This window comes from Proteus vulgaris, from assembly GCF_016647575.1.
Classification (GTDB): Bacteria; Pseudomonadota; Gammaproteobacteria; order Enterobacterales; family Enterobacteriaceae; genus Proteus; species Proteus mirabilis_B.
In genome coordinates, this window is sequence record NZ_CP032663.1 from 381,338 (window position 1) to 407,769 (window position 26,432).

Genomic DNA, 26,432 nt, shown 5'->3' on the forward strand with positions numbered 1-26,432 from the left:
TGAATAATATCTCTTATTATAATGAGAATTCCATTGTCAGGCTTTTTCCAAAATCATCGATATAAAATAATTTTATTTTTTCTTTACCAGAAAGTGTTTTATTTACGCTAATGGCTGTTTCTGATTTTGGTGATAGAAAGCTAGGTATTTTTTCAATCTCTTTTCCATCAATAATAAGTTTTCCAATATTGACAAAATAAGGTGAGTTGTTTGATACCACTAGGCTGTTATTTTTCGCGTTCCATTTTAACTCTTTGATTTCTTTTTCAATATTTACATCTTTAAGGGATTGAGGTCTGTAAATTAGCTTGATCCTATTGGTTAGGGAATAGCGAAGAACATTCTCTAAATTTTCATTACTTGGTGCGACAAATTTAACATTGATCCAATACATAGATTCAATATCATTAGGCAAAGTGGTATTTTTAGTCACTTGTAATGTATTTTTTTGCTGTGCCATTAATTTAATTAATGGTGGAGTAATAACAAAATCTTGAGTGAGTTTACCATTAAGATCTTCGACCCAAGACTGTAATAAATAATTAGTATTTTTATCGCCATTAAAGGCGACAAAACCTTCATTATTATTTGTTTCATTATAAACAACACGTGTTGTTTCTAATCCAAATCCAGCAAAACAAGATGTGATTGAGCTAATTATTAGTCCTAATCCTAAAAGTGTTTTTTTAAATAGCATCGATAAATACCTCTTTAATAGATGCAGGTTAATATAGTAATTAACCTGCATTTATTTATTATTGATAAGTCAGGGTGTAATTTAATGTTGCATCAGCACGACCTGCTTCAACGTCATCATCAGTACTAACATATTTGGCAATAAAAGAGAGAGTTTTGGATTTAAGATCACCAGTATCTTTAATCTCATACTCTTCAGTGAAATTGATATAGTAAGGATTAGCCAAGTCGTCATAATCATAAAGATGGATACCGACATTTTTAGCAGTATTAGGATCATTTGGATTATCTAATGCTAAAATTTGATCGGAACTACTGTCAGCTTTACCTGATAATTTTAATTTAACTTTACCTTGTGGTGGGCAATTAATTAAAGAGATATCTAATTTACCATTACCCGCTGTTCCACCAACTTCGCTACCTGCATCGCCAAATTCGCTGGTAGCATAACGACCCATATTAACGTTACCATCAGAACCTGTGCCATTAATATCAATAGTACAAGTCGATGAATAAATTAAGCCAGTAAAAGAAATCTGACCAGTTTGTTCTTCAGCAGAAACTGTAGCACTTGCCGTTATTGCAGAAATAACGAAAGCCATTGGAAGTAATTTTTTTGTTAAAATAGGCATGTTAACCCCTAGTGATTGATATAAATAGTATTTAATAAATCATATTAAGTGCTATTTATTCTAAGATTAGTTTATTGTTACAGTATATAAATCCACTAAAGTCACCAGGTAATGCAATCACTTTAAATAGATAAAACTAATAAAAATATAATCTTAAATAAAATAGCTTTTAGTATTAATCATAAAATTCACAGTCAATTTTTATTACTTTGTTTTTTATAATTAATACTAATTCTGGATATATAAAATGACTTCAATTTTGTGTACAAGCGAATTCTATGGTGTTTATTTGGCTATGTCTCATGCACAGTGTTACAAAATTCTCTTATGTAATAGGTAAAATTCATTAACAAGATAATAAAAGATAATTTTTTTCTTGTTATTTTTCATTTAATTATGTTTTTGAGGGGAGTTAAGGATAAGAGGGGATAGTTTAAATTTACTTTAAGGAAAGTATATTTTGTTACAAATAGAATTAAAATTAAATTGTATTAATGACAATACTTTATAAAAACCAATCATTAAAAGAAGAGTTCCTAATAATAATGAAAACAGTATTAGTGGGAATAATTATTATTAATAATTTCCTTTGTCCGTTTTTTTATTTAATCCCATATTCGGTGTCTTAAATATGAAAACACTCATATTAAATACATTTTACTGAGCTTTCATTTTTCTATATAGAGTCGCAATGCTTATTCCTAAGATTTCTGCCGCTTTCTTTTTTCCTTCCAATGTTGTTCCCGTTTTTTCTAATATGCTCATAATGGTTTGATACTCTGATGTTAAGCTTTTAGTTTTGAGAAGTTCTTGTGTGTGTAATGATTGAGTTTTATTTCTATTGTCTGTTTTAGTTTCAGTATAGATACCACTGGTTTTTTCTTTTTCTAAAGGATCAAAATGAGGAGTTTCTAACAAATAAGGAGGAAGGTGGCTGAGGTTTAAATCAACGGTATCGCCTTGCATAACATACATATACTCAATCACATTGCGTAGCTCCCTGATATTGCCGGGCCAATCATAGGAATATAAGTAGTTAATAATAGAGTTAGGGATCTTCGTCGCAGGTCGCTGATAGGTTAATGCTAAATCGTCGGCAAAAAATTGCGCAAGCTCTGCAATGTCTTCCCGATGATCACGTAATGCGGGAGTATGGATCGGAACAACATTAAGACGATAAAACAGATCTTCACGAAATTGCCCTTTATTTACCATTTCACGCAGATCTTTATTGGTGGCGGCAATGATCCTCACATCTATATTGATCATATTATTAGAGCCAACGCGAGTGATACTTTTTTCTTGGAGTACACGTAAAAGCTTGGCTTGTAGATGCAAAGGCATATCCCCAATTTCATCTAGGAATAGGCTTCCACCATGTGCTAATTCAAATTTACCAATACGCCCCTTAGGATCAGCGCCACTAAATGCACCACGTACATAACCAAAGAGCTCACTTTCTAGTAGTTGTTCTGGAATAGCTGCACAGTTAATGGTAATAAAAGGCTGTTTTGTGCGTAGGCTTTGTTGGTGAATAGTGTAAGCAACCACTTCTTTACCTGAACCGCTTTCTCCGGTGATAAGTACGCTGGCGTGACTAACGGCGACTTTGCTTAACATGCTTTTTAATTGAAGCATATTTTGTGAGTTACCAATTAAAGGGGAGTGGGGATTTTCATCAACAGAGAGGGTATTTATTTGTGTCATATAATCACGAGCATCATGAAAAATAACCATGCTGAGTTGGTCATTATCAACCGATGAAAACGTAATTTTTTTACACAGAACATGATAGCGTTGTTGGTTTAATATCAGCCATGCTTCTTCATCGCCATAAAGAATATCGCCTGTCATCTGAATATCGAGAGATTGACCAATCAATTCACAATCAAAAAAGCGCAAAGCAGAAAGATTGGCGTGCCAAATTTTGCCTTGGCTATCGATCGCAATAACACCTCTATCCATTACATCAATCAAGTTACGGAAAGTGCCAAATCGTTCTTGCTCTCTAAGCCTTTCAAGGCATTCAAAAACGCGACTTGAGATCATCTCTGAAAATTGTTCAATAAAGGTAATAAAAGCCTGTTTTTGTTTCATCAGAAATTTTTTTTGTTCCCGATTAGAGCAGATAATGCCAATAACACCAATAACTTGATTATTAAGGAAAATTGGCGCATTTAGATCAAGCTCTTCGGTACAAGTTAGGCGATTTTGACATAGTTGGCAGAGATCGTTCTCTTTTGGATCTTCAATTAGAATGGTTTTTTGAACTTGCAGTACATGGCGGTAAATATACCCATTACTGGAGACATCTTGATTGAGCATATAGCGATAACGACCTGTACCAGCAATACGCATTAAGTTGTTATCAATAATTTCAACATCGGTACCAGTGATACCCGCAATGGCATCGGTGTATTTGCTAATTTCATCTTGTAGGGTACTGAGTAACGAGTGCATCACATTCTCACCTTAAATTATCAATATTGATAATAAATTATCATCACCTGTTTTGGGTGTTTAATTTAATTGTTATTTATTAATTAGTTATTTGATTTTTGTATAAAGCTCACACAGTTTATTATTATTGATAATTTATCACTTAAATAAAACCGCCTAGATCACAGCTTTTCTGCATGATTAATTTCATCTCTTAATCGTTAAAACAATAAAAATATTTAAAATCAAATTGTTATGTTTTTATTCAATGCTTTTTGAGTGAGTTGGCATACATATTGCGATATAGGGGATAACCCTATGTATTCCGATTAATCGCGATATTGGGTTATCGCGAATTTTAAAGTGTGATTAAGAGGTAATTCCATGCAGGAGCAATTGCAGTACCTGATTAACCAAAGTTCATTTACGCGAAAACCAACCGCTGAGCTTGCCCCTTTTCGTTATGAAGAGTTAGCCAAAGCGTTGGATTTTCACAGAACTATTCCAGGATACGCACCTACACCGTTATTTCATTTACCCCAGTTAGCCAAAACTTTAGGGGTTGGTGAGTTATATCTCAAAGACGAATCTTTCCGTTTTGGTTTAAAAGCGTTTAAAGCGCTAGGCGGTGCTTATGCGATGGCACGCCATATTGCTGACTTCCTCGAAATGGATATAAGTGAATTACCTTATGAGGTAATGATCAGTGATGAGATCAGGAAAAAGTTAAATGGTGTAACTTTTGCGACAACCACTGACGGGAATCATGGACGTGGTGTTGCTTGGATGGCAAGACAGTTAAAGCAAAAAGCTGTGGTCTATATGCCAAAAGGATCGTCACAAGAACGTTTGGATGCCATTTTACGTGAAGGTGCCGTCGCTGAAATCGTTGATATGAACTATGACGATGCAGTGAGAATGACGGCTGAAATGGCTGAAAAATACGGCTGGATAGTGGTTCAAGATACTGCATGGGATGGTTATGAAGAGATCCCACTTTGGATCATGCAAGGCTACGGCACTTTAATGCTGGAATCTCTCGCACAATTACATGAAGTACCTCCGACGCATATTTTTGTGCAAGCCGGTGTGGGCTCTTTTGCGGGTATGGTGCAAGGCATGGTAACCGCCGCTTATGGCAAACAAGCACCGAAAGTGATTGTGGCTGAAGCACGTATTGCCGACTGTTTATATCAATCTGCGGTATCAGGAAAAGCGGATGCTATTCCTGTTGGTGGGGATCTACAAACAGTGATGGCAGGGCTTGCTTGCGGTGAAGCGAATAGTATTGGTTGGAATTTATTACGCGATTATTCAGCGGCATTTTTCTCTTGCCCTGATGCCGTCGCGACTAGGGGAATGCGGATTTTAGGGAACCCTTTACCTGGTGATCCGCACATCATTTCTGGTGAATCTGGCGCAGTGACAACAGGCTTGCTCTCTATTTTGATGCAATCACCTGTTTATCAGAGTGCGAAAGAAGAGCTGGGATTAGATGAGAATGCAAGAGTGCTTGTGATAAGCACTGAAGGTGACACCGATCCTGAGCGTTATCGCGATATCGTGTGGGATGGCGAGTTGCCTAGCTTCAAACAATTTTAAAAAACAAATAAGTCTTTTGGAGTGAACAGTATGTTATCAGCAAACCGATTTGATGAAGTTATTAAGAATTGCCAATTATTAATCCAACAAAAAAGCTATTCAGGTGAAGAAGGTAACGTTGTTAAGGTCATAGAAGAGATGATGAAAAACTATGATTTTGATGACATTCATATTGATAAATACGGCAATATCATTGGCGGAATTATAGGTCAACACCCAGGGAAAACCCTTGTTTTTGATGGTCATATCGACACCGTACCGGTTAGTGAGCGTGACTGGAAAGAAAAGCCTTATGGTGCAGAAATAAAAGACGGCAAGATTTATGGCCGTGGCACCAGTGATATGAAAGGGGCTGTCGCTGCCATGATTTCGGCGATAGGTTTTTATGGCCAAGATAATCAGCGTAACTTTGCTGGTCGCATTTATGTCTCTTGTATTGTGCATGAAGAGTGTTTCGAAGGTGTTGCCGCAAGACTCGTTTCTGAGCGCTATAAACCAGACTATGTAGTGATTGGTGAAGCCTCCGAATTAAACCTCAAAATTGGGCAACGTGGTCGTGCTGAAATTGTAGTTGAAACCTTTGGTAAACCTGCTCACTCCGCTAATCCAGATGCAGGGATCAACTCTGTTTATAAAATGGCAAAACTGATCGAGAAGATCAGAACCTTAACGCCATCGGTTCATCCTGTATTAGGAAAAGGGATCTTAGAACTAACGGACATTAAATCATCACCTTATCCGGGTGCTTCGGTTGTACCTGAGTATTGCCGTGCCACTTACGATCGCCGTTTATTAGTGGGTGAAACTAAAGAACAAGTGCTTGCACCATTACAAAAAGCGATTGATGAGCTTGCTTCTCAAGATGCTGATTTTAAAGCTAAAGTCTCTTATGCCTATGGCACTGAAAAATGTTACACCGGGGCTACTATTGAAGGTGAACGTTTCTTCCCTGGTTGGGTATTAGAAGAGAGCGATCCTTATGTACAAAGCGTTTTAAAAGGGCTGCATGAATCAGGCTTTAACCCTACTGTCACACAATATTCTTTCTGTACTAACGGTAGCCACTATGCAGGTGAAGCGGGTATTAAAACCATTGGTTTTGGTCCATCCCGCGAAAACTTGGCGCACACCATTGATGAATATATCGAAATTGAACAGCTAACAGGTGCTGCGAGTGGTTATTACAGCATTATGAACAGCCTTTATCACCTTTAATTCTTACGAAATAAATCCTTACTAGAAGAGTATCTGACAAAATCGTCAGATGCTCTTTGGAGAAATAACAGAATGAAAACAATATTTAAAAACGCCACTGTTATTGATGGAACAGGGGCAAGTGCATTTCAAGCTGATGTTGTGGTTAATGAAGGAAAAATAATAAAAATCGGTCAGTTTGATGCAAAAACAAATGATCAGATCATTGATGCAACAGGGAAAATAGTCTGTCCCGGTTTTATTGATACTCATACTCACTCTGATCTGTCTGCTCTGCTTAACCCCGCTTTATCCGCCAAAATCCGCCAAGGGATCACCACTGAATTGTTAGGGCAAGATGGTGTCGCGTTAGCACCATTACCGGAACAATATATTTCAGCGTGGCGCAAGAATATTGCGGGTTTAGATGGTGATTCTGACAGCATTGATTGGCATTTTAAAAATACCGAAGGTTACTTGGGGATGTTGGAAGCCAGAGGCTCTGCAACGAATCTTGCTTACCTTGTTCCTCATGGCAACATACGAATGGAAGCGATGGGATTAGAAGGTAATCCTTCAACTCGCGAAGATGTCGCCAAAATGTGTGAGATCTTAGAGCGTGAATTAAAAGCAGGGGCATTTGGTTTATCAACAGGATTGATTTATATGCCTTGTGCCTTTGGTGATACTGCTGAAATGATCGAACTTTGTAAGGTGACAGCAAAACACAATGGTATTTTTGTCGTTCACCAGCGCAGTGAAGCTGACGATATTATTCAATCGACTCAAGAGCTTATTGATATGGCCAAAGCATCGGGTGTTTGGTTGCATATTTCTCATATGAAGGTTTGCGGTAAGAAAAACTGGGGATTAATTGACGAAATGCTCGGTATGTTAGAGCAAGCACAAAAAGAGGGTATCCGTATCTCTTTTGACCAATACCCATATGTAGCAGGCAGTACCATGCTTGGGGTAATTTTACCGCCTTGGGTTCACGCCGGAGGTACAGAGAAACTATTAGAACGCTTAGCTTCTCCTGAACTGCGTAAAAAGATGATTGAAGATATCGAAAAAGGCATTCCGGGTTGGGATAACTTTATTGATTTCGCAGGGTTAGAAAATATTTATGTCACTAGTTCTAAAACAGAAAAAAACCAAGATGCCGTTGGTCTTAGTCTTGTAGAGCTAGGCAAATTGAGAGGAAAAGATCCGTATAACGCAACTTTCGATCTGCTATATGAAGAAGAAAATGCGGTAGGAATGGTGGATTTTTACGGTACAGAAGAACACGTGATCAAATTCTTATGTCGTCCTGAACAAAACGTATGTACTGATGGGCTAATGGGCGCAGGTAAGCCTCATCCCCGTGTATTCGGTGCCTTTCCTCGTGTTTTAGGGAAATACGTCAGAGAAGAAAAATGTCTCACTTGGGAACAAGCTATCCGCAAAATGACAGGTAAACCTGCCGAAGTCCTTCGATTAACCGACAGAGGCTTAATTAAAGAGGGATATGCCGCAGATATTGTGATGTTTGATCCTGAAACCATTATTGATAAAGGCACGTTTGTTGAACCAAACCAATACCCAGAAGGGATCGACTTGGTGATGGTCAATGGCCGTATCGCATTAATTAATGGGGTCGAAAGTTACGCTTGTAGCGGTCATGTTTTAAGAGCATAGCCGCACAATAGCGCTCTTAAACGTTAAACCTTATCTCTGTTTATCACGGTTGTTTTTCAACCGTGATGGTTTCCCCTTACCTGAGGAACAGGAAAATGAGTTCAAATATTATTCCAGACCTTCATCAGAAGAAAACATGGAAAGCTCGTTATACCGTTTTATCCTTAATTTGGTTAGCATGGTTACTTTCATTCTTAGATAGAATGGTAATGAGTGTTTCATTACCCTTTATTGGACGTGATCTTAATCTTGATACCACCCAACAAGGCTTAATAATCAGTGCGTTTTTTGTCGGTTATGCGGCATTCCAAATCCCCGGTGGTTTCTTAGCTGACCGTTTTGGTGCACGTAAAATCATGGCGATCGGTATTGCATGGTGGTCAGTATTTACCAGCTTAACAGGTATGGTGTTTACATTACCGTTAATGCTTGCCGTACGATTCTTATTCGGTATTGGTGAAGGCTGTTTTCCCTCTGCCTCTTGGAAAATGATCTCAACTTATTTCCCATCTAAAGAGCGTGGTCGCGCAACGGCAATTCAATCAACAGTAAATACCTTAGGGCCAGCATTAGCGGTAATTGTTGCCGCGAGTATTATCGGTGCTTTTGGCTGGCATATGGTGTTTATTGTTTTAGGTATTCCGGGTTTATTAATTGCAGCCGGTATTTATTTCTTCACTCGTGATAATCCAAAAGATCACCCAAGTATTACTCAGCAAGATCTCGATGAGTTAGCGGCGGATGGTACATTAACGGATAAACCTGTTGAAGTGGTACCTTTTAAAGACGTTTTAAAGATGCCTGTGTTGTGGCAAATGGCAGCAATTTGGTTTCTGTTTGATATTACCTTCTGGGGATTCTCAACATGGTTACCAAGTTATTTAATTACTGTTCGTGAATTCTCTTTGGCTAAAACTGGGGTAATGGCGGCTATTCCATTCTTATTTGGTGCTGGTGGTACATTATTAGGTGGTTATGTTTCTGATAAATGTAAATCACAGCGTAAATGGTTATATATGGTTACCGCAGTGATTGCAGCAGGCTTCTTATATATGACATATACCGTTGAAAGTGCTGATATGGCGGTTGTATATCAGTGTATTTCAGCATTATTTATGTTCTTCGCTATGGCAATGTTCTGGGGTATTTTAATGGATACTATCCCGAATAAAATTATGGGGCGTGCTTCAGGGATTGTTAACTTCGGTGGTCAAATGGCGGGTGTTGTTTCCGCACCTGTTATGGGCTTCTTAATTAAAGCCAGTGGTGGTAGTTATGACAGTGCATTTATGTTTATGATAATTGCATTGGTTGCCTCTGCTGTTGTGACGTTCACTGTTAAAATGCGAAATACACCCGCAGAAATTTAATTAATCAGTATTAATAATATTTATATTTAAATAAGTGTGATGTTATTAAAAGAAATAAGATTAATTAAATAAAATAAATGTATTAACTGTAAGATTTATTTATTAAAACTCACTATACGCTTTATTGATTTTTTAATTTAAAAAATCTTATTGCAGGATACTTTTGTCTTAAAAAAAGCCACGATTAAAAATCGTGGCTTTGCTTTTGTTAGCTTAATAACATTATTTGCTTATCAGAACAAAATCATTACCACTAAAACAGAGTGTGGCATCGCCACGAATAACTCGGTGATGGGCAATATGGCGTTGGCTATTTAATGAGGCGTGTTGCTTCATCATATAAGACTCTAAATGCCATGCGATAAGTTGCTTAGCGAGCTTTTTATTGGCGTGCTGACTACGCTCTGATTGCACTTTTACACTAATGCCGGTGGCAATATGTGTTGCTCTGACCGCAGATTCTGTTTTGTTAACATGCTGACCACCGGGACCATTGGAACGCATGGTTTCAAAGACAATTTCTTTGTCATTAATTTCATCAGGTTGTTCAAAACAAGCAACACCAATAAACCAGTTTTTACGCTTGTGTCGTGGTCGTAATGTGCTTGCACACTGCCATTGCACTGAACCTGCCCACTGTTGTGCGATAGCTTGTGCATCACTACCTTCAAGAGACACTAACGCAGATTTTAAGCCATGACGTGAAGGCTCTTTTTCAAGAACAGTAACGTTCACCTGCTGTTTTGTCGTTGATTTCAAAAAGTAATTTAAGGCTTTTTCAACAGCTAAACAGCACTCTTCAGGGCCTTGTGCGGAGGTGAATTGTAATAACATTACTCCATCTCCCCACTTGTTTTATAGGTGATCACGGGTTTTAAACGTGCAATAACTTCGATTAATCCAATGCTCACCATACTTTCAATCACAGTCTCAATTGATTTATAAGATTGTGGTGCTTCTTCATAAATCAGTTGTTTATTGGCACAAATAATACGGCTACCTAATGCAGTTCGTGAAAGTTGTAAAGGTGTAAAACGGTGTGATAAACGGCCTTTACACTCTGTACGCATCCATTTTCTACCTGCACCATGCGGTAATGAATGAAGGCTTAATTCAGACACAATGGGCTTAACAATATAGCTGTAATCACCGCGTGAACCCGGAATAACCACCATATCGTGATGTGCCGGTGTTGCACCTTTACGATGTAACCAACCTTGTTGACCATGTAATTCGCAAGGTTCGACAAGATTATGATTTACATCAGAAATAACTTCGCCTTGAGTGCGAATTTGGTGCATCATTCTTTCACCAATAAGGCGACGATTAATCTTTGCATAATCAAGTGCATTATTGTGAGCTTGCAAATATTCATTTGCATCTTCGGTGTTAGCAATCAGTCCTTTATGACCAAACTGTTCTGTATGGGCACGTAAGATAGATTGTCCTAAACCTCTCGATCCGCTGTGAACGAGTAGCAATAACTGTTTTTTATTGATACCACTTTCAGCAAAAAGCGTTTCATTGATCACTTGGTCAATTTGTTGGAATTCAGCAAAGTGATTACCGCCACCAATAGAGCCTAAAGAGCCAGCAAAAGGATGGTTTTGCATTTCAGTCGGTAGATGTGCTTCTAGCCATTCTGAAGGTGCGATATCACTCATTTCACTCAACTGTTTTTCTGCTTTATTTAAGTTAAGTTTGCTGTTTTTAAATTCAGTTTGAAAGAGTGTCATGCCACAGCCGATATCATTTCCGACTAAAGCAGGGTAAAAACGATTAACAGAAAAAAAGGCTGCACCAATAGGATAACCGCGACCTGGGTGTAGGTCTGGCATACCTGCCACATAAGCCATATCAGGAAGTTGAGCCGTTGTTTCTAGTTGTTGGATTGCTTTGCTTTCAATCCAAGTATTATCCGATGCGATATAACAAACGCTATCAGATAAATAATGAACACACTTGTCCATATACCAATCCATATAATGTAAAGGATAAAAAAATAAATTGATTGGCGGACAGCAAAAAGAAGGAAAAAAGGATTACTTCTGAGATTGTCCGCAAAGAGTATTCATATTTGTAGTTGTCATGGGATACCTCCTTGCGTTAATTAAAATGGGTGAGAAATAATAAATCGCTGGCATAGTAACCACTTTTTTTTGCCTTGGCAATCAAAAAGTGGCGTGAATTTTCTTTATTTTTATAAAAGAGAATAAATATAATTTATTTAATTTAAGGCTAACTTTTCTTTATTAACTATTTTAGTTAGCACTCTATTTTTAATTAATAAATCACTTTTACTGAGCTTTTTCGGCAATAATCTTCGTAATCATCCGTTAATTTTCTATCTGTGATAACAACATCAAACTGAGCTAAATCGCCCATATTGCCTGTCGCTGTTTCATCAAAATAGTGATATTTGGTGAGTAAGATTTTACGAATAGATTTATCCATCGCTTTTTTCTTCATATAAAGATCGTCGATGTTATAACAGGTAACGCCAAAATCGAGATGAACACCTTCAGCTGAAATAAAGGCTTTCTTAGGATTAATGCTATCAAGATAAGAGGGTTGGGTAGGATTGTAGAATGAATCACTCTTAGGGCGATATTCACCTCCGCAGAGTAATACGGTAGCATTTTTCTTCTGGCTTAATGCCAAAAATACACGATGAGAATAACAAATTCCGGTGAAATGCAGGTTATCGGGAATAAGCTCAATCAGTGTAGGAATAAATTGCCCATTATCGAAAAAAAGCACATCGCCGTCAGAGACCATACCTGCGGCAAGATTGGGAATATGAAGTTCTTCAGTTTGATCCGGCGTAATAATATCAGAGGATGTTGAGATTAACCCTGAATGAGGCTGAGCTAATGCAACAACGTAACCCCCTAATAATGACATCGGAAAAGGGTTTTCGGCGTCAGAACTAAGGTCGCGCCTAATTGTCATTTCAGAAACTTCAAGGATCCTCGCGGCGTCTTTAAGATGTATGCGACCTGAGCGTTTAATACATTCACTGAGGCGGCGCAAACGTTCGTGCTGTTTGGTCTCTATCACCGAAGGATCCTTGTGTTATCGAATAGCGTACTCCAAGAAAATATACGCTAAATAATTAGTAATTTGATTCAGGTGCATCTGAATCTGTTGCGATAGCGACACTTGCGCTAGCACCGATACGTGTTGCACCTGCTTTGATCATGTTTAATGCTGTTTGACGATCGCGAACACCACCTGATGCTTTCACGCCAACTTCATCACCCACTGTTTTGCGCATTAAAGCAACATGATGTTCGGTTGCGCCCATTGTACTGTATCCTGTTGATGTTTTCACAAAATCAACGCGGATCTCACGACACATTTCACAAACTAAACGTACTTCGTCGTCAGTTAATAAGCAAGTTTCTAAAATAACTTTCAGAGTTGTATTACCACAAGCTGCTTTTACTGCTTCAATATCTTGTTTTACGAAGTCTAAACGACCGCTTTTTAACATACCGATATTGATAACCATATCGACTTCTTGTGCGCCTTGACGAATAGCTTCAGCCGCTTCGAATGCTTTTGTTGCTGTTAAACCAGCACCAAATGGGAAGTCGATAACACAACATACTTTTACATCACTTCCTTTAAGGCAAGTTCTTGCTAAAGGGATGTAAGAAGTGTTAATACAAACAGAGAAGAAACCGTGTTCAGCTGCTTCAGCACACAATTTCTTGATTTGTGCTTCAGTTGTATCTGCAGCAAGAAGGGTATGATCGATATAATTAGCTAATGGACGCATAGTATATTCCTTAATAAGAAGATTGTTATTTATCACTCATGTTAGTTTGGCAACATATTAGTGCTGTTTTAACGAGATAACAATCACAAATGATATTTAAATAACATGATACTGTTATGCATCTATCAAAATGTCACTATTTTCACATTTATAAATTTCACATAAGAGTAAGAGGCGCTATGGATATCGCAGTGATTGGTTCAAATATGGTGGATTTGATCACCTATATAGATAGGATGCCAAAAGAGGGCGAAACCCTTGAGGCGCCGGCATTTAAGATTGGTTGCGGTGGTAAAGGGGCTAACCAAGCGGTTGCTGCGGCTAAATTAAATTCAAAAGTGATGATGTTAACAAAAGTTGGTGATGATATTTTCGCGGATAACACCATCATGAATTTAGAGTCTTACGGTATTAACACTCGCTATGTTGAAAAAGTGCCTGGGACAACAAGCGGTGTTGCACCTATTTTTGTGACTTCTCAATCATCAAATAGCATTTTAATTGTGAAAGGCGCTAATCAGCATTTGTCGCCAGAAGATATTGATAGAGCGACAGATAGCCTGAAAAAATGCAAAATAATTGTATTGCAATTAGAAATCCCGCTTGAAACGGTCTATCACGCTATTGAGTTTGGTAACAAACACCATATTCCTGTGTTATTTAACCCTGCGCCCGCTTCAAAAGCATTAGATCTTAATATTGCTGCTCGTTGTGACTTTTTTGTTCCTAATGAAACAGAACTGGAAATTTTGACGGGTATGCCAATCACCACAATGGATGAAATTCGTGAAGCCGCTTGTTCTTTACTACAAAAAGGCTTTAAGAATGTCATCGTTACATTAGGTGAAAAAGGTGCATTATGGATGAATGGCGAAATTGAGAAGTACATTCCTGCCATCGAAGTTGATGCAATAGATACCAGCGGGGCAGGTGATGCCTTTATTGGTTGCTTCTCTCATTATTATGTTCACACCAATAATATTGAAGAAGCATTAAATAAAGCCGTGATGTTTTCAGGCTTAAGTGTTGCCGGAAAAGGCACACAATCTTCTTATCCAAGCATTGAAGAATTTGGGCAGTTTTTAGGAAATAAAAAATAACGGATAATTCTATTTAGGACATTATCTGATTATGATGATTTAATCGTTTAAGCTACACTATTATCCTTTCCCTCATCTATTTAGATGGGGGATTATCAGTTACATTAATCAATGAGAAAATACGTTTTAATACATTATTAATTGCATGTGACTTCACAAATTTATTAATTGATGAGGTTCTTCTTTAATTTTTTGCCAAAAATAAATACTTCTTGTCTGAATGTTAAAGGTGATTTTCCTTTTTACTGCTTAGAATTAGTTATTCTTGTTGTTTTTGTACCTTATAAGTGACTTTATTTTATATTTTTATTTTTCAACCATATTTTTTCAAGAGTAGTTCTTAATAAAAGAACTATTTGAGAAAGTAAATAATAATTATGCTTAAGGGTGTCAAATGAAACTATACAGTGAAGATTATTTTTCTGCACCAAATCAACCCATTGCGGTAGAGCCTAGGGTTCCGCAGCCTATATTTCCTGAACATACTCATGATTTCAGTGAAATATTTATTGTCACCCAAGGGATTGGATTACATGTCTTAAATGGACAACCTCATACGTTATGTCCAGGGACAGTCTGTTATATTAAATCTGAGGATTATCATTTATTTGATAATGTTTCAGGTTTAAATTTAACGAATGTTTTATATCGCTCTATATCAGAGTTTACATATTTAAATAATATTAGTCAGTTTCTACCTGTGAATAATAAAGATAAATGCTCACATTGGTTATTAAATAAAGTTAATTTTATTAAGTCACAAAAAATAATTGATAAATTAAGTAAGGTGACAGGAAAAGATATTGCTGAAGAAGAGAGTCTATTTTTTCAATTATTGGTGACACTGCAAGAAGGAAAATATAATACTATAACAGATGGAAGTAATGAACAAAAAATGATGCAAGTATTACGCTGGTTAAATATGAATTATCTTGAGGTTGTTGATTGGGCAGCACTTGCTGAAAAGTACGATATTTCATTACGAACGCTACATAGGCACATAAAAAATCATTTGGGGTTATCGCCTCAAAATTATTTAATGAAACTAAGATTATCAGATGCTTATTATAAAATTCGTTTTTCGGATGAGCGTATTACTGATATTGCATTGAATTGTGGTTTTAATGATAGCGCCTATTTCTCTACCTGTTTTAAAAATGAGTACAATGTCACACCCAGAGCGTTACGTTATTGTACATAGAATGCAATCTAGCAATGATGTTTTTTTAAGTATTTGGGAGTGGTAATGAATAACAATATTTTAACCCTAAAAGGTAACAATTATTTTATTTGTGATGAGAATACTATCACAATAGAAAAAAGAAAATCGCAAGAGAGTTTTGTTATTCATGATCATGATTTTAATGAATTAGTCATGGTTTTTTCGGGAAATGGCATTCATACATGGAATGGGGATGATTACCCTATAACTTGTGGTGACTTTTTTTATATTAATGCCAATGATAGGCACGGCTATTATGCCGTTAATCAGTTAAAACTAGTTAATATCTTGTATAAACCTGAAAAACTGTTATTCAATCAAGAAATATCAAAATATCTTCCTTTAATCACAGAAGTAAAAGAGATGCGTCAGTGGAAATTACCACCTTCTTGTTTATCTCAATTTGTTCCTATTATCGAACAAATAGATAAAGAGTGTCGTAAGCCTGACAGCCTTTCAATTCACTTATGTGAATCTCTTTTCTTACAGTTTATCTTATTGATTTATCGTTATCGCTATCAACCCAATAATTCACCTGTAAGCTCTGTACATTTAATTGATATTTTAATTACAAGACTAAATCAAAGTATATCAACACCATTTTCTTTAAATGGGTTTGCACAAGAGCATCAGGTTGCTTCTCGTTCATTATATCGATTATTTAAATCGAATACAGGAATGACAATCACTGGTTATTTACAGCAATTACGTTTATGCCATGCGGCAACATTATTAAGAACAACCGATTTATTAATTAGTGATATTGCTGCGCAGTGTGGTTATGAAGACAGTAATTATTTCTCATCTGTTTTTCATAAGAAAATGAATATTACGGCAAGTGATTATCGACAAAATTTTCATAACAATAAATAAGTCAGATGGGCGATATTATTAAAATATCACCCTAAATGAACGGTTATTTAAGAAAGAACACTTCTTGTAAATCATCGCTTACAGGGCTGTTGTCTGGATTTGATGGCATAACATCAGACATGTATTTCCACCATTTTTGGCAAATTTCTGTCGTAGCGACCGCATTCCACTGCGCTTCTGACTCAATTTGCACATAACCAAAAAGTAGGTTTCTCTTTTTATCAAGGAAGATGGAGTAATTATGAGCACCATGAGCTTTTAATGTTGCTTCAAGCTCTTGCCAAATTGGGTTATGTCGTTGTTGATATTCTTGATGAGCATTGGCATTAACTTGCATAACAAAGGCTTTTCTTATCATGGGTAACCTCTTAATTAAGATAAGATTTTTATCAGGAAATATCAGGGCTAATGCACATTAACCCTGATAATTAATTTATGCAGCCATACCTAAGCCCACAATATTGGCAGCAAGAATAATCACTAAACAACCCAGAGATAAAATACGTACAGGTTTTCTTCCAGTATCTTTCCACTCTTTTAATATTAAGCCGACGATACCACCACATAAGACATAGAAGCTCATATGTAGCATCCAGCTCATAAAGCCGTATTCTGTTGGAATATTGGCGTGTCCCCACGCATAAAAGAAGAATTGGAAATACCACATACCGCCACCCAAGATGGCAAATAAGATATTGCTAATAAGTAGTGCTTTAGGGACAGAAATATCAAGTTTGAAAGAGAGATCTCTTTTACACATCAGGCGACTAAAGCAGTAGCCTAAATTAATTAATGCACCACCCCCCATAATTACCACATAGCTTGGCAAAGCCACATAGAGAGGAGAAACGCCTAATTGGGATGCAGTTTCATGCATAGGAACGGCTGCACTCATCGCAAATGACATGCCAGCAGAAAAAATACCGCACATTACGGCTAATAATAAGCCTTTTTTCAGATCAAACTCTTCAGCTTGAATACCAGTTGCACGCTCTTTTAAAAGCCCTGCATAAGAGACTATCGCCACGCCAACGAGGGCAATTGCCACTCCGGCCAAAGTTAGTTTTCCCCCAGTTGAAGCAACGAGTTCACCAAATTTACCTTGAATAATCGGAGTCATTAATGTGCCGACAATTAAGGTTATTCCAATGGCAATACCAATCCCCATGGACATTCCCAAATAGCGCATTGTCAGACCATAACCAATGTTTCCCACTCCCCACATTGCACCGAATAAAAAGACAGGTAACAGGATCTCACTACCAAAAGAGGCGTAATATGCCCAAAAATCAGGAAGTAGTAAGTAGCTGATTGTCCAAGGTAAAATTATCCAAGAAAATATCCCAGCCACAGACCACATGGTTTCCCATGACCATCTTTTAACTTTTTTCAGTGGTGCGTAAAAACATGCAGCGGAGGCGGCACCGACAAAGTGCCAGAAAATGCCTAATATAATTCCACTACCCATGAGTTTTTCCTCATACCATTATTATTGTGTTTTTCTTTGTGACAAAGGAACGGCTTTGCCACAAAGAAACGGGTGTTATTTCAGTGCTTCGCGCATTGGAGAAACATTAAAGCGTTTAGCTAACGCAATAAGATTTTCGGTAGAGATGGTCTGCTTTTTACCGCCCATTGAGAGTACTTTGACTAGAATTTCAGCTGATTTTTCAGCGGTATCAATTAAGCCAAATGCATCATCAAGAGTCGGTCCTGAGCCAAAAATGCCGTGGAATGGCCATAAAACCAATCCGTGTTTTTCCATTTGTCGTGCTGTTTCAAGTCCAATGCCATCTGTCCCTGGCACCATCCAAGGAAAAACACCAATACCGTCAGGGAACACCACTAAACACTCTGTACTCATTTCCCAAAGTTGGCGTGTAATAGTGGCACTATCGAGCGGTAGCACGTAGCTAAGTGCAATCAAGTTTGTCGCATGGCAATGCATAATGACGCGATTTTGTCCTTCAGTGACTTTTAGCCGCGTAATATGTGATTGAAAATGGGCTGCAAATTCAGATGTTGGAACACCACCATTAACCAATCCCCAAACGATGTGATAACCCTGACCTTCTTCATCAATTTTTACCAATCCCAAGGTATCTTCGGGATCGAGTGCCACATTGCGAAAAAACTTACCTGATCCTGTCACGATAAAGTATTGATTTGCTAATTCTTTAACGGATTCTGTGACTTCGATATAGCGTGGTGTTGAATAAAAGTCTCCTTGATAAGGTAGAACTTCCTCTGGTGTTAAGCGTAAGCTGACATTCCCGCCATTACGTTCATCCCAGCCTTTGAGCCACATATCACTGGTGGCTTTGATCATGCCTTGCACAAAACAAGATGTGAGAATTTTTTGCATGGAGTTAACCTTATCTCTTTGATAAAACACTATTTTCGTAATGACGAACTTCTTGTAACCACTTATCACCAACAGGAACATTTTGGCGCTCGCAGTATTCGTCCCAAACGGCTTGCCAAGGTAGTGCTTTTTGCTCTTCCAATAAGGCAAGACGTGCCGTGAAATCACCATCAATTTCTAATTGGCGTAACATTGGGGTTGGCTCGAGTAAGGCACGTAACAGTGCTTTTTTCATATTACGTGTACCAATAACCCAAGCAGCGATACGGTTAATAGAAGCATCAAAGAAATCAAGACCGATATGAACACGGTTTTGTAAGTTATGTCTGATGATTTCATTTGCAATCGCCTGTGTTTCATCATCGAGTAAAATAACGTGGTCGCTATCCCAACGAACAGGGCGACTCACATGGAGAAGTAAGCGTTCAACGTAAGGCATCACCGCAGAAATTTTGTCTGAAATAACTTCTGTCGGATGGAAATGCCCTGCATCTAAACAAAGTGCGGTTTGACGAGTAATGGCGTAGCCGAGGTAAAACTCACTAGATCCCGCGGTATAAGACTCAGCACCAATACCAAACAATTTACTTTCAACAGCATCAATATGATGCTTAGTGGAGAATTTCTCGCTAATAGCTTCATCAAGTGCTTCAACAAGACGTTGCCTTGGAGCGTAGCGATCGATAGGGGTATCTTTCATGCCATCAGGGATCCAGATGTTCATCACCGAAGCCGTATTCAGTGATTCACCGAAATAGGCAGAAATGCGACGACATGCTTTGGCGTGACCAATCCAGTAATCACGGATCTCTTTATTAGCGTGCGTTAATGTGGCTTCAAGGCTTAAAGGGTGAGAGAAAAAGGAAGGGTTAAAGTCGAGGCCAACTTTTTGTTGCTTTGCCCATTCAACCCAATTGGCAAAGTGCGCGGGTTTGATTTCATTGCGCTCAACAGGTGTATCAGATTCTAAATAAAGAGCATGAAGATTAACTCTTTTTGTACCAGGAATAAGGCTCATTGCCTTTTCCATATCTGCACGTAGTTCTGTGGCATTACGCGCTTTACCCGGATAATTCCCCGTTGCTTGAATGCCGCCAGTTAATGCGGAATTTGAAGGTTCAAATCCTGCAACGTCATCACCTTGCCAGCAATGAATAGATACAGGCAATGCTTCCATTGCTTGAATAGCTTTTTCTGTATCAACACCGATTTGTGAAAAACGTTGCTTGGCAAGTTGATAACTTTCTTTAATGTTAGACATGGCACTTTCCTTATCCGTAAATCGCGTATAAAAATCTTTAGCGTTTAGTTTCAATAAGTTGTAAAAATGATTGCCACACATTTTCGCTTGGTGGCGCTTTAGGCATAAACGTAGTGTGAGTGGTGCTTTTGCTTATCAAATGGCGAAAATGGTCGATATCTTCAATTTCATTTAGTGCAATGAGTTGTAAGCCCACATTACCTAGCGTTGATGCTTCGATAGGACCCGTAATAACGGGAATTCCACAGGTGTTGGCACAAAGTTGGTTAAGCAGAGCATTTTGACTGCCTCCGCCAACAATATGTAATTGTGTTAATTGCGTACAATGAAGTGTTTGTAATTCAAGGAAAACATAGCGATAAAGCAGTGCCAAACTGTCAAAAATACAGCGTGACAATTGTGCTGGTGTGCTAGGCGCGATTTTTCCCTGTTGTTGGCAGTAGTCTTGGATTGCTTTACTCATCGAGTCTGGGTTGAGAAAGCATTCATCATTAGGATTAATCAAATAAGTAAAAGGAGTGATGTGTTCGACATCATTAATTAATCCAGCAATATCAGTGATGTGGTGTTCTTTACATATAGACTGAAATAACCACAGCCCCATAATATTTTTAAGAACACGATAACGACCTTCAACACCACCCTCATTAGTAATATTAGCATGTAAAGATTGGGTTGAAACACAAGGTGTGAAGCGTTCAATTCCCATTAAAGACCAAGTTCCTGAACTTAAATAAGCGCACTGTTGATCTTTTAGCGGCGTAGCAATCACCGCACTTGCTGTATCGTGGCTGGCAACAGAAATAACAGGAATTGCCTCATTTTTGCTATTTTGCCAATAACCAATCGTATTTCCGGGTTGTTTAATGGGCATAAACCAATGATGAGGAATTTGCAGATAATCAAGCAGTGCTTTATTCCAATCTCCGGTTTTTACATCGACTAATTGTGATGTGGTGGCATTGGTGTATTCACAATTAAGCTCACCAGTTAAACGGTAGGCAAGATAGTCAGGGATCATCACAAAATGCGCCACATTCTCTCGCCATGATGGCGCTTCAAGTTGCATGGCTTTAAGCTGATAGAGGGTATTAAAGGGAAGAAATTGAATGCCCGTTTGTTGATAGATCCATTCAGTTTTGAGATCTTGTTGCACTTGTCGCATCACGTTTTCAGTGCGTTTATCACGATAAGAGTAACTTAGACCAACACGCTCTCCTTGTGCATTTAACAGCACATAATCAACGCCCCAAGTATCAATACCGATGCTACTTATGACAATATTTTGCTGCTCTATTAAAGATAAGCCTGTGCGAATATGTTGCTCTAGTAAGTCTAGATCCCAGCAAGTATGGCCTTCATTCATAATAAAACGATTAGTGAAACGATGAATTTCAGTCAGTGATAATTGCTGATGAGCTTTATCAAAGCTTGCTAACATGACGCGACCACTTGAAGCACCAAGATCGATAGCAACGGTGTATCGGATACTCATAGTCTAAATTCCTGTGATGTAGAAATTCAGGCTATCTTAAGAAGTGAGTCAAAATGATGCGTTAAACATTCTGCCAATAAACTGAAAAGTTGGCAGAATAACCAAAGTCGGCGTGATGCTATTCACAATTTCACCAATAAGCTTTCAAACGAGATCCTTTATGACCTGTTTTATAATGTGACTGATTTCACAAAGTGATGACAAGTATGATTGAAATGTAATTTCATAAGATGTAATTTTTATTGAAATTTGGTTTCATTAGGGTTGTTGTGATGAAAGAAGATGCATTGAGCGAATGTCTTAAAAATGAAAGCAATCAAGAAACAGCACAGTTTTCTGAATTAAGCGCTTTAGAGTTGGTTACGCTTATCAATAATGCAGATATGACTGTTGCCAATGCCGTTAAAAAAGAATTGCCCGCTATTGCTAAGGCAGTAGAAAAAATTACTGAGCGTTTGCAAAAAGGTGGGCGTATTTTTTATGTCGGCGCAGGAACAAGTGGCCGATTGGCGGTCTTAGACAGTGCGGAATGTCCTCCTACTTTTGGTGTATCTCCTACATTAGTGCAGGCGATTATTGCAGGCGGTCATGATGCAATGCTAAAAGCGGTCGAAAATATTGAGGATAGCCAAGAAGCGGCAATCGAAGAACTTCAACGTCGTCATGTCAGCCATAAAGATGTCGTTATTGGTATTGCTGCAAGCGGTCGCACACCCTTTACTGTCGCTGCTTTGCAATATGGTAAAAAGCTAAAGGCGTTGACTGTCTCTATTACCACACGTGGCAAAAGTATGATGAGTGAAATTGCAGACTTATCTATTGCGCCAGATGTGGGCGCAGAGGTGTTAACAGGCTCTACAAGAATGAAAAGCGGCACGGCTCAAAAAATGATTTTGGGTATGTTAAGCACCAGCGTAATGACTAAGCTTGGAAAAGTGCATAAAAACCTTATGGTGGATGTGATTGCAAGTAATGAGAAATTGCAACGTCGTGCTGAAGGCATTGTCAGCGAAGTGTGTGGAATTTCCAATGAAAGAGCCAGAACGCTGTTACAAATGGTTAATTATCATCCTAGAAAAGCCATTTTAATGTATGAACTTCACTTGAGTGTGGAGAAAGTCGATCAAATTACACAGCAATATCCTTATTGTTCGCTACAACAGCAACTTGCCCTATTTAACTAATAACAATATGAGTAAACACTCTGAACTTTAGCAGGCACATATATGGCTAATAAAATAGAACATCTCGACACGTTAGCAATAGAAATAGAAAGACACGCTGGTGGGTTTCAAAATGTGGCAATCCTAACACATTGTATGACCCGTATTCGATTGATTTTAAAAGATAGCTCGCTATTTGATTCGGACGCTTTAAAACAAGTCGAAGGCGTTAAAGGTGTTGTATTTAATGGCGAACAGCATCAAGTAATTGTAGGAATGGGAACTGCGGCAAAAGTTTATTCCATCATGAATAAGCGTATGCAAAACAGCTCTGCAAGTAGTGAAGATGAGCCTGCGTCAACACCAGTGAAAAAAGGCTTTTCCATTCGTCGGATGCTAAATACATTAGCGGCTATTTTTGTTCCGACAATTCCTGCTTTAATTGGCTGCGGTTTGATTATGGGGCTAATTAATATTATCCGTTTAGTCGCACCGGGCTTAGTTGAGCAATTCCCCGAGCTATTTAAATTATTCAAATTAATTGGTAGTACGGTATTTGCCTATCTTTCTATTATGATTGGGATAAATACAGCGAAAGAGTTGGGAGCGTCAACTTCGATTGGTGCGGTAATGGCGGGGTTATTAGCCATGCCGGGACTTGCTGATATCACTTTATTTGGCGAGAAATTACAGCCAAACAGTGGCGGTATTTTTGCGGTACTAATGGTGGTCGTGTTCTCTTCAAAATTAGAATTATGGTTTCGTAGTATCGTTAAAGAGAGTCTCGATCTTATCTTAACGCCGTTTGTGACTATTTTAGTCTCTTCACTTGTGGCGATTATGATATTCCAACCAATCGGTCATTATCTTAATCAGTTATTAGCACAGGGCGTTTCACTATCACTTTTAAATCAAGGTGGTGGCGCAGTTGTAACGGGTGCAGCGTTAGGGGGAAGTTTCTTATTTTTACTCTTAACGGGATTACACCAAGGGTTAATTCCTATTCATACCGAAATCTTAAATACTTTTGGTTTAAATTACCTATTCCCTATTTTAGCTATGGGTGGAATGGGGCAAGTAGGCTCTTGTTTCTGGGTTTATTTACGTACTAAAAATCAGCGTTTAAAGAAAACATTAATGGGTGCATTACCTGTTGGTATTTTTGGTGTTGGTGAGCCTTTATTATTTGGTGTTTCTCTTCCATTAGGAAAACCGTTTGTCGCAGGATGTATTGGTGGCGCTGCGGGTGGTGCATTAATGGCATATTTCCAAGTTGGGATCATTATTCCATTTGGTACAGCTGGGTTATCATTAATTCCGTTAGTCGGTGATGGTCAAATTATTAAGTTCTTGATTGCAGTATTAGGTGCATGGATTGTCGGTTTTATTGCCAGTATGCTAATGGGATTTACTGATCCAGAGAAATAAGTCAGAAATAAAAAGGATAACAGAATGTCGACACTGACCAAAAAGCTTGAAAGTTTGCTAACACAAGGCAAAGGCACAGAACAACGTATTGCTCATTATTTATTGGAGAATAGTGAGAATATTGCCAGTATGAATGCCGCTGATCTGGCACTTAAAGCAGGTGTAAGTAGTGCTTCTGTTATCCGTTTCTCTCGTCAAATGGGATATCGCGGTTATCCTGAATTTAAAATTGATTACCTTTCAGAAGAAAAGCAACAAAAAAGTAGTGGCGATATTCTCTATGGCAATCTTGCAAAAACAGACTCGACAGAATTAATTATTTCCAAAACAGGGCATCTGTTTACCAGCGCTATTTTGGATTCGTTGGCTTTGTTAGATCCCAATACCATTGATGTGTTAGCTGAAAAAATGGTATCAGCAAAACGTATCGTATTGTTTGGTATTGGTGCATCGTCGGTTGTGGCGAGTGATATTTTTCATAAATTAATTCGTGTAAATAAAAACACGTTATTTAGTCCAGATCTTCATGCTCAACTGGCTTATTCCGCTAATTTATCTGTTGATAATATTGCTATTGCTGTCACGGCTAGAGGGAATACGGCGGATATTAATCGAATGCTGAAATCAGCAAAAGATGAAGGTTGTTTAACGGTGGCATTAACGCGTTTTGGACAAGATGAAGCAACGCGATTATCTGATTATACGTTGCCTTATTTTTATGACGAGCAACACTCTCAATTAGGGGTGATCACGCCACAAGTTTTACAAATGGTCGCCTTTGATGTGCTGTTTTTTAAATATATGACATTAGCCAGTGAGTCAGCAGAAAAAGCATTATTAAAAGGGCGAGAAGCTGTTATGCAAGGAAATCAATAATGTTACTTATCACCACATTAGCGGTGGGTGCGGCTATTGGTTTAATTATAAGCACGACGGGTGTGGGTGGCGGGGTTATTGTTTTACCTGTATTGACCTATTTCTTTGGCATGAATGCATTAATGGCAGTCGCAACGGCTAATTTATTATCCATGTTGATGAAAGTCACTTCGTCTTATATGCATTTTCGCCTTGGAAATATTCCCTTTAAAAGGGCGATGATTGTATTAGGAATAATGCTACCAAGTACCTTTTTAGCCAGTGTTTTGGTTAATTACTTAGGTTCACTAGAGCAGTATCAGCAACAAGTTGAATGGGGAATTAATGCGCTTGTTGTTAGTGCTATTGTTTTTTCTCTATTTCTCTTTGTACAGAGAATGTTTTTCTCATTACCTCCGGTTGTCGTTGAAAATACAGCGTTAGCACCTTTAAATATAAAAGCACTATTACTTCCTGCAATTGCAGCAGGTGTTGTTTTAGGTGCGACAGGGGTGGGTGGTGGCGTAGTTGTATTACCGTTATTGCTGCGTTATGCAAACCTCTCGATTAAGCAAGCCATTGGTACTTCTATATTTACCACGACATTATTATCGGGATCTTCAGCACTCGCCTATATGCAAGATGGGCATACAGATATTCATTTGGCTCTGGTGTTATTTTTAGGTTCGTTGATCTCTATTCCGCTGTCTAAGTGGCTGTTAATCAGAATGCCTGACAGGGTGTTTCAGTATGCGACTTTGATCTTAATTATTTGTAGTGCCGTGATGATGTTAGCTAAATTATTCTAGTATCAAAATGTATCATTAATGTTAACTATAAACGCATAATTTAAATAATAGCCAAATAAAAATAATTTTTTATTGGCTATTATTCTATTATCTCATTAATTTAATTGAGGTCATTATTAATATAAAAATGATCAACCACTTTTTTATTGTGTGTTAATGGAATGTGTTTTTGATAATTTATTTTTACTGATATATGGTTTTTATCGTAAATAGATAATTGAGATGATAGTCACATTAATGTTAATTCCTATATGTTTCACTGTAACCCTCATTTAATACCTATAAGTGAAGGTACTAGTATTATGGAAAATAATAATAGGAAAACACCTCATATTAGACGTATTGCCCACATTATGATGTATAAACAACGTCAGTGCTTCCATTTCTCTGTTTTTAACGGATAAACCCTCTTTCTATGCTCTAAAAATATAAAGCATACTTCTTAATAACCTAGGTTATTGAGG

General features: G+C 37.9%; 24 protein-coding genes. 12 read left to right on the top strand and 12 right to left on the bottom strand.

Annotated features, from left to right (window positions below; genetic code table 11):
• Nucleotides 1-16: 16 nt before the first annotated feature.
• The 3 genes from D7029_RS01875 to D7029_RS01885 all read right to left on the bottom strand — a co-directional run bounded on the left by D7029_RS01875 (nucleotide 17) and on the right by D7029_RS01885 (nucleotide 3,788).
• Nucleotides 17-697, bottom strand: a complete 681-nt coding sequence (locus D7029_RS01875) for a molecular chaperone (RefSeq protein WP_194951690.1) — start codon at nucleotides 695-697, stop codon at nucleotides 17-19.
• Between the two features lie 58 nt (nucleotides 698-755).
• Nucleotides 756-1,328, bottom strand: coding sequence for a fimbrial protein (locus D7029_RS01880; RefSeq protein ID WP_088493932.1), 573 nt, complete (start codon nucleotides 1,326-1,328; stop codon nucleotides 756-758).
• A gap of 657 nt (nucleotides 1,329-1,985) precedes the next feature.
• Nucleotides 1,986-3,788, bottom strand: a complete 1,803-nt coding sequence (locus tag D7029_RS01885) for a sigma-54 interaction domain-containing protein (protein ID WP_194951691.1) — start codon at nucleotides 3,786-3,788, stop codon at nucleotides 1,986-1,988.
• Nucleotides 3,789-4,151: 363 nt separating this feature from the next.
• On the opposite strand from D7029_RS01885, the gene dpaL reads away from it, so the two are divergent.
• From dpaL to D7029_RS01905, 4 genes are all read left to right on the top strand, one after another.
• Nucleotides 4,152-5,369: a diaminopropionate ammonia-lyase gene (gene dpaL, locus D7029_RS01890; RefSeq protein ID WP_088493931.1), complete on the top strand. Its 1,218-nt coding sequence runs from the start codon at nucleotides 4,152-4,154 to the stop codon at nucleotides 5,367-5,369.
• Nucleotides 5,370-5,399: 30 nt separating this feature from the next.
• Nucleotides 5,400-6,584: a YgeY family selenium metabolism-linked hydrolase gene (locus D7029_RS01895; protein WP_088493930.1), complete on the top strand. Its 1,185-nt coding sequence runs from the start codon at nucleotides 5,400-5,402 to the stop codon at nucleotides 6,582-6,584.
• A gap of 72 nt (nucleotides 6,585-6,656) precedes the next feature.
• Nucleotides 6,657-8,243 carry an N-acyl-D-amino-acid deacylase family protein gene (locus tag D7029_RS01900; RefSeq protein WP_194951692.1) on the top strand — a complete coding sequence of 529 codons (1,587 nt, stop codon included), beginning with the start codon at nucleotides 6,657-6,659 and terminating at the stop codon, nucleotides 8,241-8,243.
• Between the two features lie 95 nt (nucleotides 8,244-8,338).
• On the top strand, nucleotides 8,339-9,613 hold the full coding sequence (locus tag D7029_RS01905) for an MFS transporter (protein ID WP_194951693.1): 1,275 nt from the start codon (nucleotides 8,339-8,341) through the stop codon (nucleotides 9,611-9,613).
• A gap of 222 nt (nucleotides 9,614-9,835) precedes the next feature.
• On the opposite strand, the gene prfH is transcribed toward D7029_RS01905, so the two are convergent.
• The 4 genes from prfH to deoC all read right to left on the bottom strand — a co-directional run bounded on the left by prfH (nucleotide 9,836) and on the right by deoC (nucleotide 13,397).
• Nucleotides 9,836-10,447 carry a peptide chain release factor H gene (gene prfH / locus D7029_RS01910; protein WP_194951694.1) on the bottom strand — a complete coding sequence of 204 codons (612 nt, stop codon included), beginning with the start codon at nucleotides 10,445-10,447 and terminating at the stop codon, nucleotides 9,836-9,838.
• Nucleotides 10,447-11,583 (bottom strand): RNA ligase RtcB family protein, encoded by a 1,137-nt coding sequence (locus tag D7029_RS01915; protein WP_228766724.1) that lies wholly within the window; start codon nucleotides 11,581-11,583, stop codon nucleotides 10,447-10,449. Before D7029_RS01915 ends, prfH begins: the two co-directional genes overlap by 1 nt.
• 313 nt (nucleotides 11,584-11,896) lie before the next feature.
• Nucleotides 11,897-12,673 carry a DeoR family transcriptional regulator gene (locus tag D7029_RS01920; protein WP_194951696.1) on the bottom strand — a complete coding sequence of 259 codons (777 nt, stop codon included), beginning with the start codon at nucleotides 12,671-12,673 and terminating at the stop codon, nucleotides 11,897-11,899.
• Between the two features lie 55 nt (nucleotides 12,674-12,728).
• Nucleotides 12,729-13,397, bottom strand: coding sequence for a deoxyribose-phosphate aldolase (gene deoC, locus D7029_RS01925; protein ID WP_075672244.1), 669 nt, complete (start codon nucleotides 13,395-13,397; stop codon nucleotides 12,729-12,731).
• 179 nt (nucleotides 13,398-13,576) lie between these two features.
• On the opposite strand from deoC, the gene rbsK reads away from it, so the two are divergent.
• The 3 genes from rbsK (at nucleotide 13,577) to D7029_RS01940 (ending at nucleotide 16,592) form a co-directional block, all read left to right on the top strand.
• The gene (gene rbsK, locus D7029_RS01930) at nucleotides 13,577-14,497 is read left to right on the top strand and encodes a ribokinase (protein ID WP_194951697.1); all 921 of its coding nucleotides are present in this window, start codon (nucleotides 13,577-13,579) and stop codon (nucleotides 14,495-14,497) included.
• A 394-nt stretch (nucleotides 14,498-14,891) separates the two neighbouring features.
• On the top strand, nucleotides 14,892-15,698 hold the full coding sequence (gene rhaS / locus D7029_RS01935; protein ID WP_194951698.1) for an HTH-type transcriptional activator RhaS: 807 nt from the start codon (nucleotides 14,892-14,894) through the stop codon (nucleotides 15,696-15,698).
• 45 nt (nucleotides 15,699-15,743) lie between these two features.
• Nucleotides 15,744-16,592, top strand: coding sequence for a helix-turn-helix domain-containing protein (locus tag D7029_RS01940; protein WP_194951699.1), 849 nt, complete (start codon nucleotides 15,744-15,746; stop codon nucleotides 16,590-16,592).
• A gap of 43 nt (nucleotides 16,593-16,635) precedes the next feature.
• On the opposite strand, the gene rhaM is transcribed toward D7029_RS01940, so the two are convergent.
• The 5 genes from rhaM to rhaB all read right to left on the bottom strand — a co-directional run bounded on the left by rhaM (nucleotide 16,636) and on the right by rhaB (nucleotide 21,713).
• Entirely contained in the window at nucleotides 16,636-16,950 is a 315-nt protein-coding gene (gene rhaM / locus D7029_RS01945) for an L-rhamnose mutarotase (protein ID WP_194951700.1), read from the bottom strand.
• A gap of 75 nt (nucleotides 16,951-17,025) precedes the next feature.
• Nucleotides 17,026-18,060 carry an L-rhamnose/proton symporter RhaT gene (gene rhaT, locus D7029_RS01950; protein WP_194951701.1) on the bottom strand — a complete coding sequence of 345 codons (1,035 nt, stop codon included), beginning with the start codon at nucleotides 18,058-18,060 and terminating at the stop codon, nucleotides 17,026-17,028.
• 75 nt (nucleotides 18,061-18,135) lie between these two features.
• The gene (gene rhaD, locus D7029_RS01955) at nucleotides 18,136-18,957 is read right to left on the bottom strand and encodes a rhamnulose-1-phosphate aldolase (RefSeq protein WP_194951702.1); all 822 of its coding nucleotides are present in this window, start codon (nucleotides 18,955-18,957) and stop codon (nucleotides 18,136-18,138) included.
• Nucleotides 18,958-18,967: 10 nt separating this feature from the next.
• Nucleotides 18,968-20,218, bottom strand: a complete 1,251-nt coding sequence (locus D7029_RS01960; protein WP_194951703.1) for an L-rhamnose isomerase — start codon at nucleotides 20,216-20,218, stop codon at nucleotides 18,968-18,970.
• Between the two features lie 37 nt (nucleotides 20,219-20,255).
• The gene (rhaB, locus tag D7029_RS01965; protein WP_194951704.1) at nucleotides 20,256-21,713 is read right to left on the bottom strand and encodes a rhamnulokinase; all 1,458 of its coding nucleotides are present in this window, start codon (nucleotides 21,711-21,713) and stop codon (nucleotides 20,256-20,258) included.
• Nucleotides 21,714-21,985: 272 nt separating this feature from the next.
• On the opposite strand from rhaB, the gene murQ reads away from it, so the two are divergent.
• From murQ to speFL, 5 genes are all read left to right on the top strand, one after another.
• Complete coding sequence (gene murQ / locus D7029_RS01970) at nucleotides 21,986-22,897, top strand: N-acetylmuramic acid 6-phosphate etherase (protein ID WP_194952571.1); 912 nt, start codon at nucleotides 21,986-21,988, stop codon at nucleotides 22,895-22,897.
• A gap of 42 nt (nucleotides 22,898-22,939) precedes the next feature.
• Nucleotides 22,940-24,304: a PTS transporter subunit EIIC gene (locus D7029_RS01975; protein ID WP_194951705.1), complete on the top strand. Its 1,365-nt coding sequence runs from the start codon at nucleotides 22,940-22,942 to the stop codon at nucleotides 24,302-24,304.
• Between the two features lie 24 nt (nucleotides 24,305-24,328).
• On the top strand, nucleotides 24,329-25,180 hold the full coding sequence (locus D7029_RS01980) for a MurR/RpiR family transcriptional regulator (protein WP_194951706.1): 852 nt from the start codon (nucleotides 24,329-24,331) through the stop codon (nucleotides 25,178-25,180).
• Complete coding sequence (locus D7029_RS01985) at nucleotides 25,180-25,968, top strand: sulfite exporter TauE/SafE family protein (protein WP_088493921.1); 789 nt, start codon at nucleotides 25,180-25,182, stop codon at nucleotides 25,966-25,968. The genes D7029_RS01980 and D7029_RS01985 overlap by 1 nt, the downstream gene beginning before the upstream one ends.
• A 302-nt stretch (nucleotides 25,969-26,270) precedes the next feature.
• A complete protein-coding gene (gene speFL / locus D7029_RS18975; protein WP_109372621.1) occupies nucleotides 26,271-26,372 on the top strand; it encodes a leader peptide SpeFL in 102 nt (33 codons plus the stop codon).
• The last annotated feature ends 60 nt before the right edge of the window (nucleotides 26,373-26,432 follow it).

Coding starts and splice junctions, on each gene's coding strand:
- D7029_RS01900 (WP_194951692.1), top strand. CDS start 6,657: ATGAAAACAATATTTAAAAACGCCACTGTTATTGATGGAACAGGGGCA.
- D7029_RS01875 (WP_194951690.1), bottom strand. CDS start 697: ATGCTATTTAAAAAAACACTTTTAGGATTAGGACTAATAATTAGCTCA.
- rhaD (WP_194951702.1), bottom strand. CDS start 18,957: ATGCAAAAAATTCTCACATCTTGTTTTGTGCAAGGCATGATCAAAGCC.
- D7029_RS01985 (WP_088493921.1), top strand. CDS start 25,180: ATGTTACTTATCACCACATTAGCGGTGGGTGCGGCTATTGGTTTAATT.
- D7029_RS01960 (WP_194951703.1), bottom strand. CDS start 20,218: ATGTCTAACATTAAAGAAAGTTATCAACTTGCCAAGCAACGTTTTTCA.
- rhaT (WP_194951701.1), bottom strand. CDS start 18,060: ATGGGTAGTGGAATTATATTAGGCATTTTCTGGCACTTTGTCGGTGCC.
- prfH (WP_194951694.1), bottom strand. CDS start 10,447: ATGTTATTACAATTCACCTCCGCACAAGGCCCTGAAGAGTGCTGTTTA.
- rhaM (WP_194951700.1), bottom strand. CDS start 16,950: ATGATAAGAAAAGCCTTTGTTATGCAAGTTAATGCCAATGCTCATCAA.
- D7029_RS01940 (WP_194951699.1), top strand. CDS start 15,744: ATGAATAACAATATTTTAACCCTAAAAGGTAACAATTATTTTATTTGT.
- rhaS (WP_194951698.1), top strand. CDS start 14,892: ATGAAACTATACAGTGAAGATTATTTTTCTGCACCAAATCAACCCATT.
- D7029_RS01915 (WP_228766724.1), bottom strand. CDS start 11,583: ATGGACAAGTGTGTTCATTATTTATCTGATAGCGTTTGTTATATCGCA.
- D7029_RS01885 (WP_194951691.1), bottom strand. CDS start 3,788: ATGCACTCGTTACTCAGTACCCTACAAGATGAAATTAGCAAATACACC.
- D7029_RS01975 (WP_194951705.1), top strand. CDS start 22,940: ATGGCTAATAAAATAGAACATCTCGACACGTTAGCAATAGAAATAGAA.
- rbsK (WP_194951697.1), top strand. CDS start 13,577: ATGGATATCGCAGTGATTGGTTCAAATATGGTGGATTTGATCACCTAT.
- murQ (WP_194952571.1), top strand. CDS start 21,986: ATGAAAGAAGATGCATTGAGCGAATGTCTTAAAAATGAAAGCAATCAA.
- deoC (WP_075672244.1), bottom strand. CDS start 13,397: ATGCGTCCATTAGCTAATTATATCGATCATACCCTTCTTGCTGCAGAT.
- dpaL (WP_088493931.1), top strand. CDS start 4,152: ATGCAGGAGCAATTGCAGTACCTGATTAACCAAAGTTCATTTACGCGA.
- D7029_RS01895 (WP_088493930.1), top strand. CDS start 5,400: ATGTTATCAGCAAACCGATTTGATGAAGTTATTAAGAATTGCCAATTA.
- D7029_RS01880 (WP_088493932.1), bottom strand. CDS start 1,328: ATGCCTATTTTAACAAAAAAATTACTTCCAATGGCTTTCGTTATTTCT.
- D7029_RS01980 (WP_194951706.1), top strand. CDS start 24,329: ATGTCGACACTGACCAAAAAGCTTGAAAGTTTGCTAACACAAGGCAAA.
- speFL (WP_109372621.1), top strand. CDS start 26,271: ATGGAAAATAATAATAGGAAAACACCTCATATTAGACGTATTGCCCAC.
- rhaB (WP_194951704.1), bottom strand. CDS start 21,713: ATGAGTATCCGATACACCGTTGCTATCGATCTTGGTGCTTCAAGTGGT.
- D7029_RS01905 (WP_194951693.1), top strand. CDS start 8,339: ATGAGTTCAAATATTATTCCAGACCTTCATCAGAAGAAAACATGGAAA.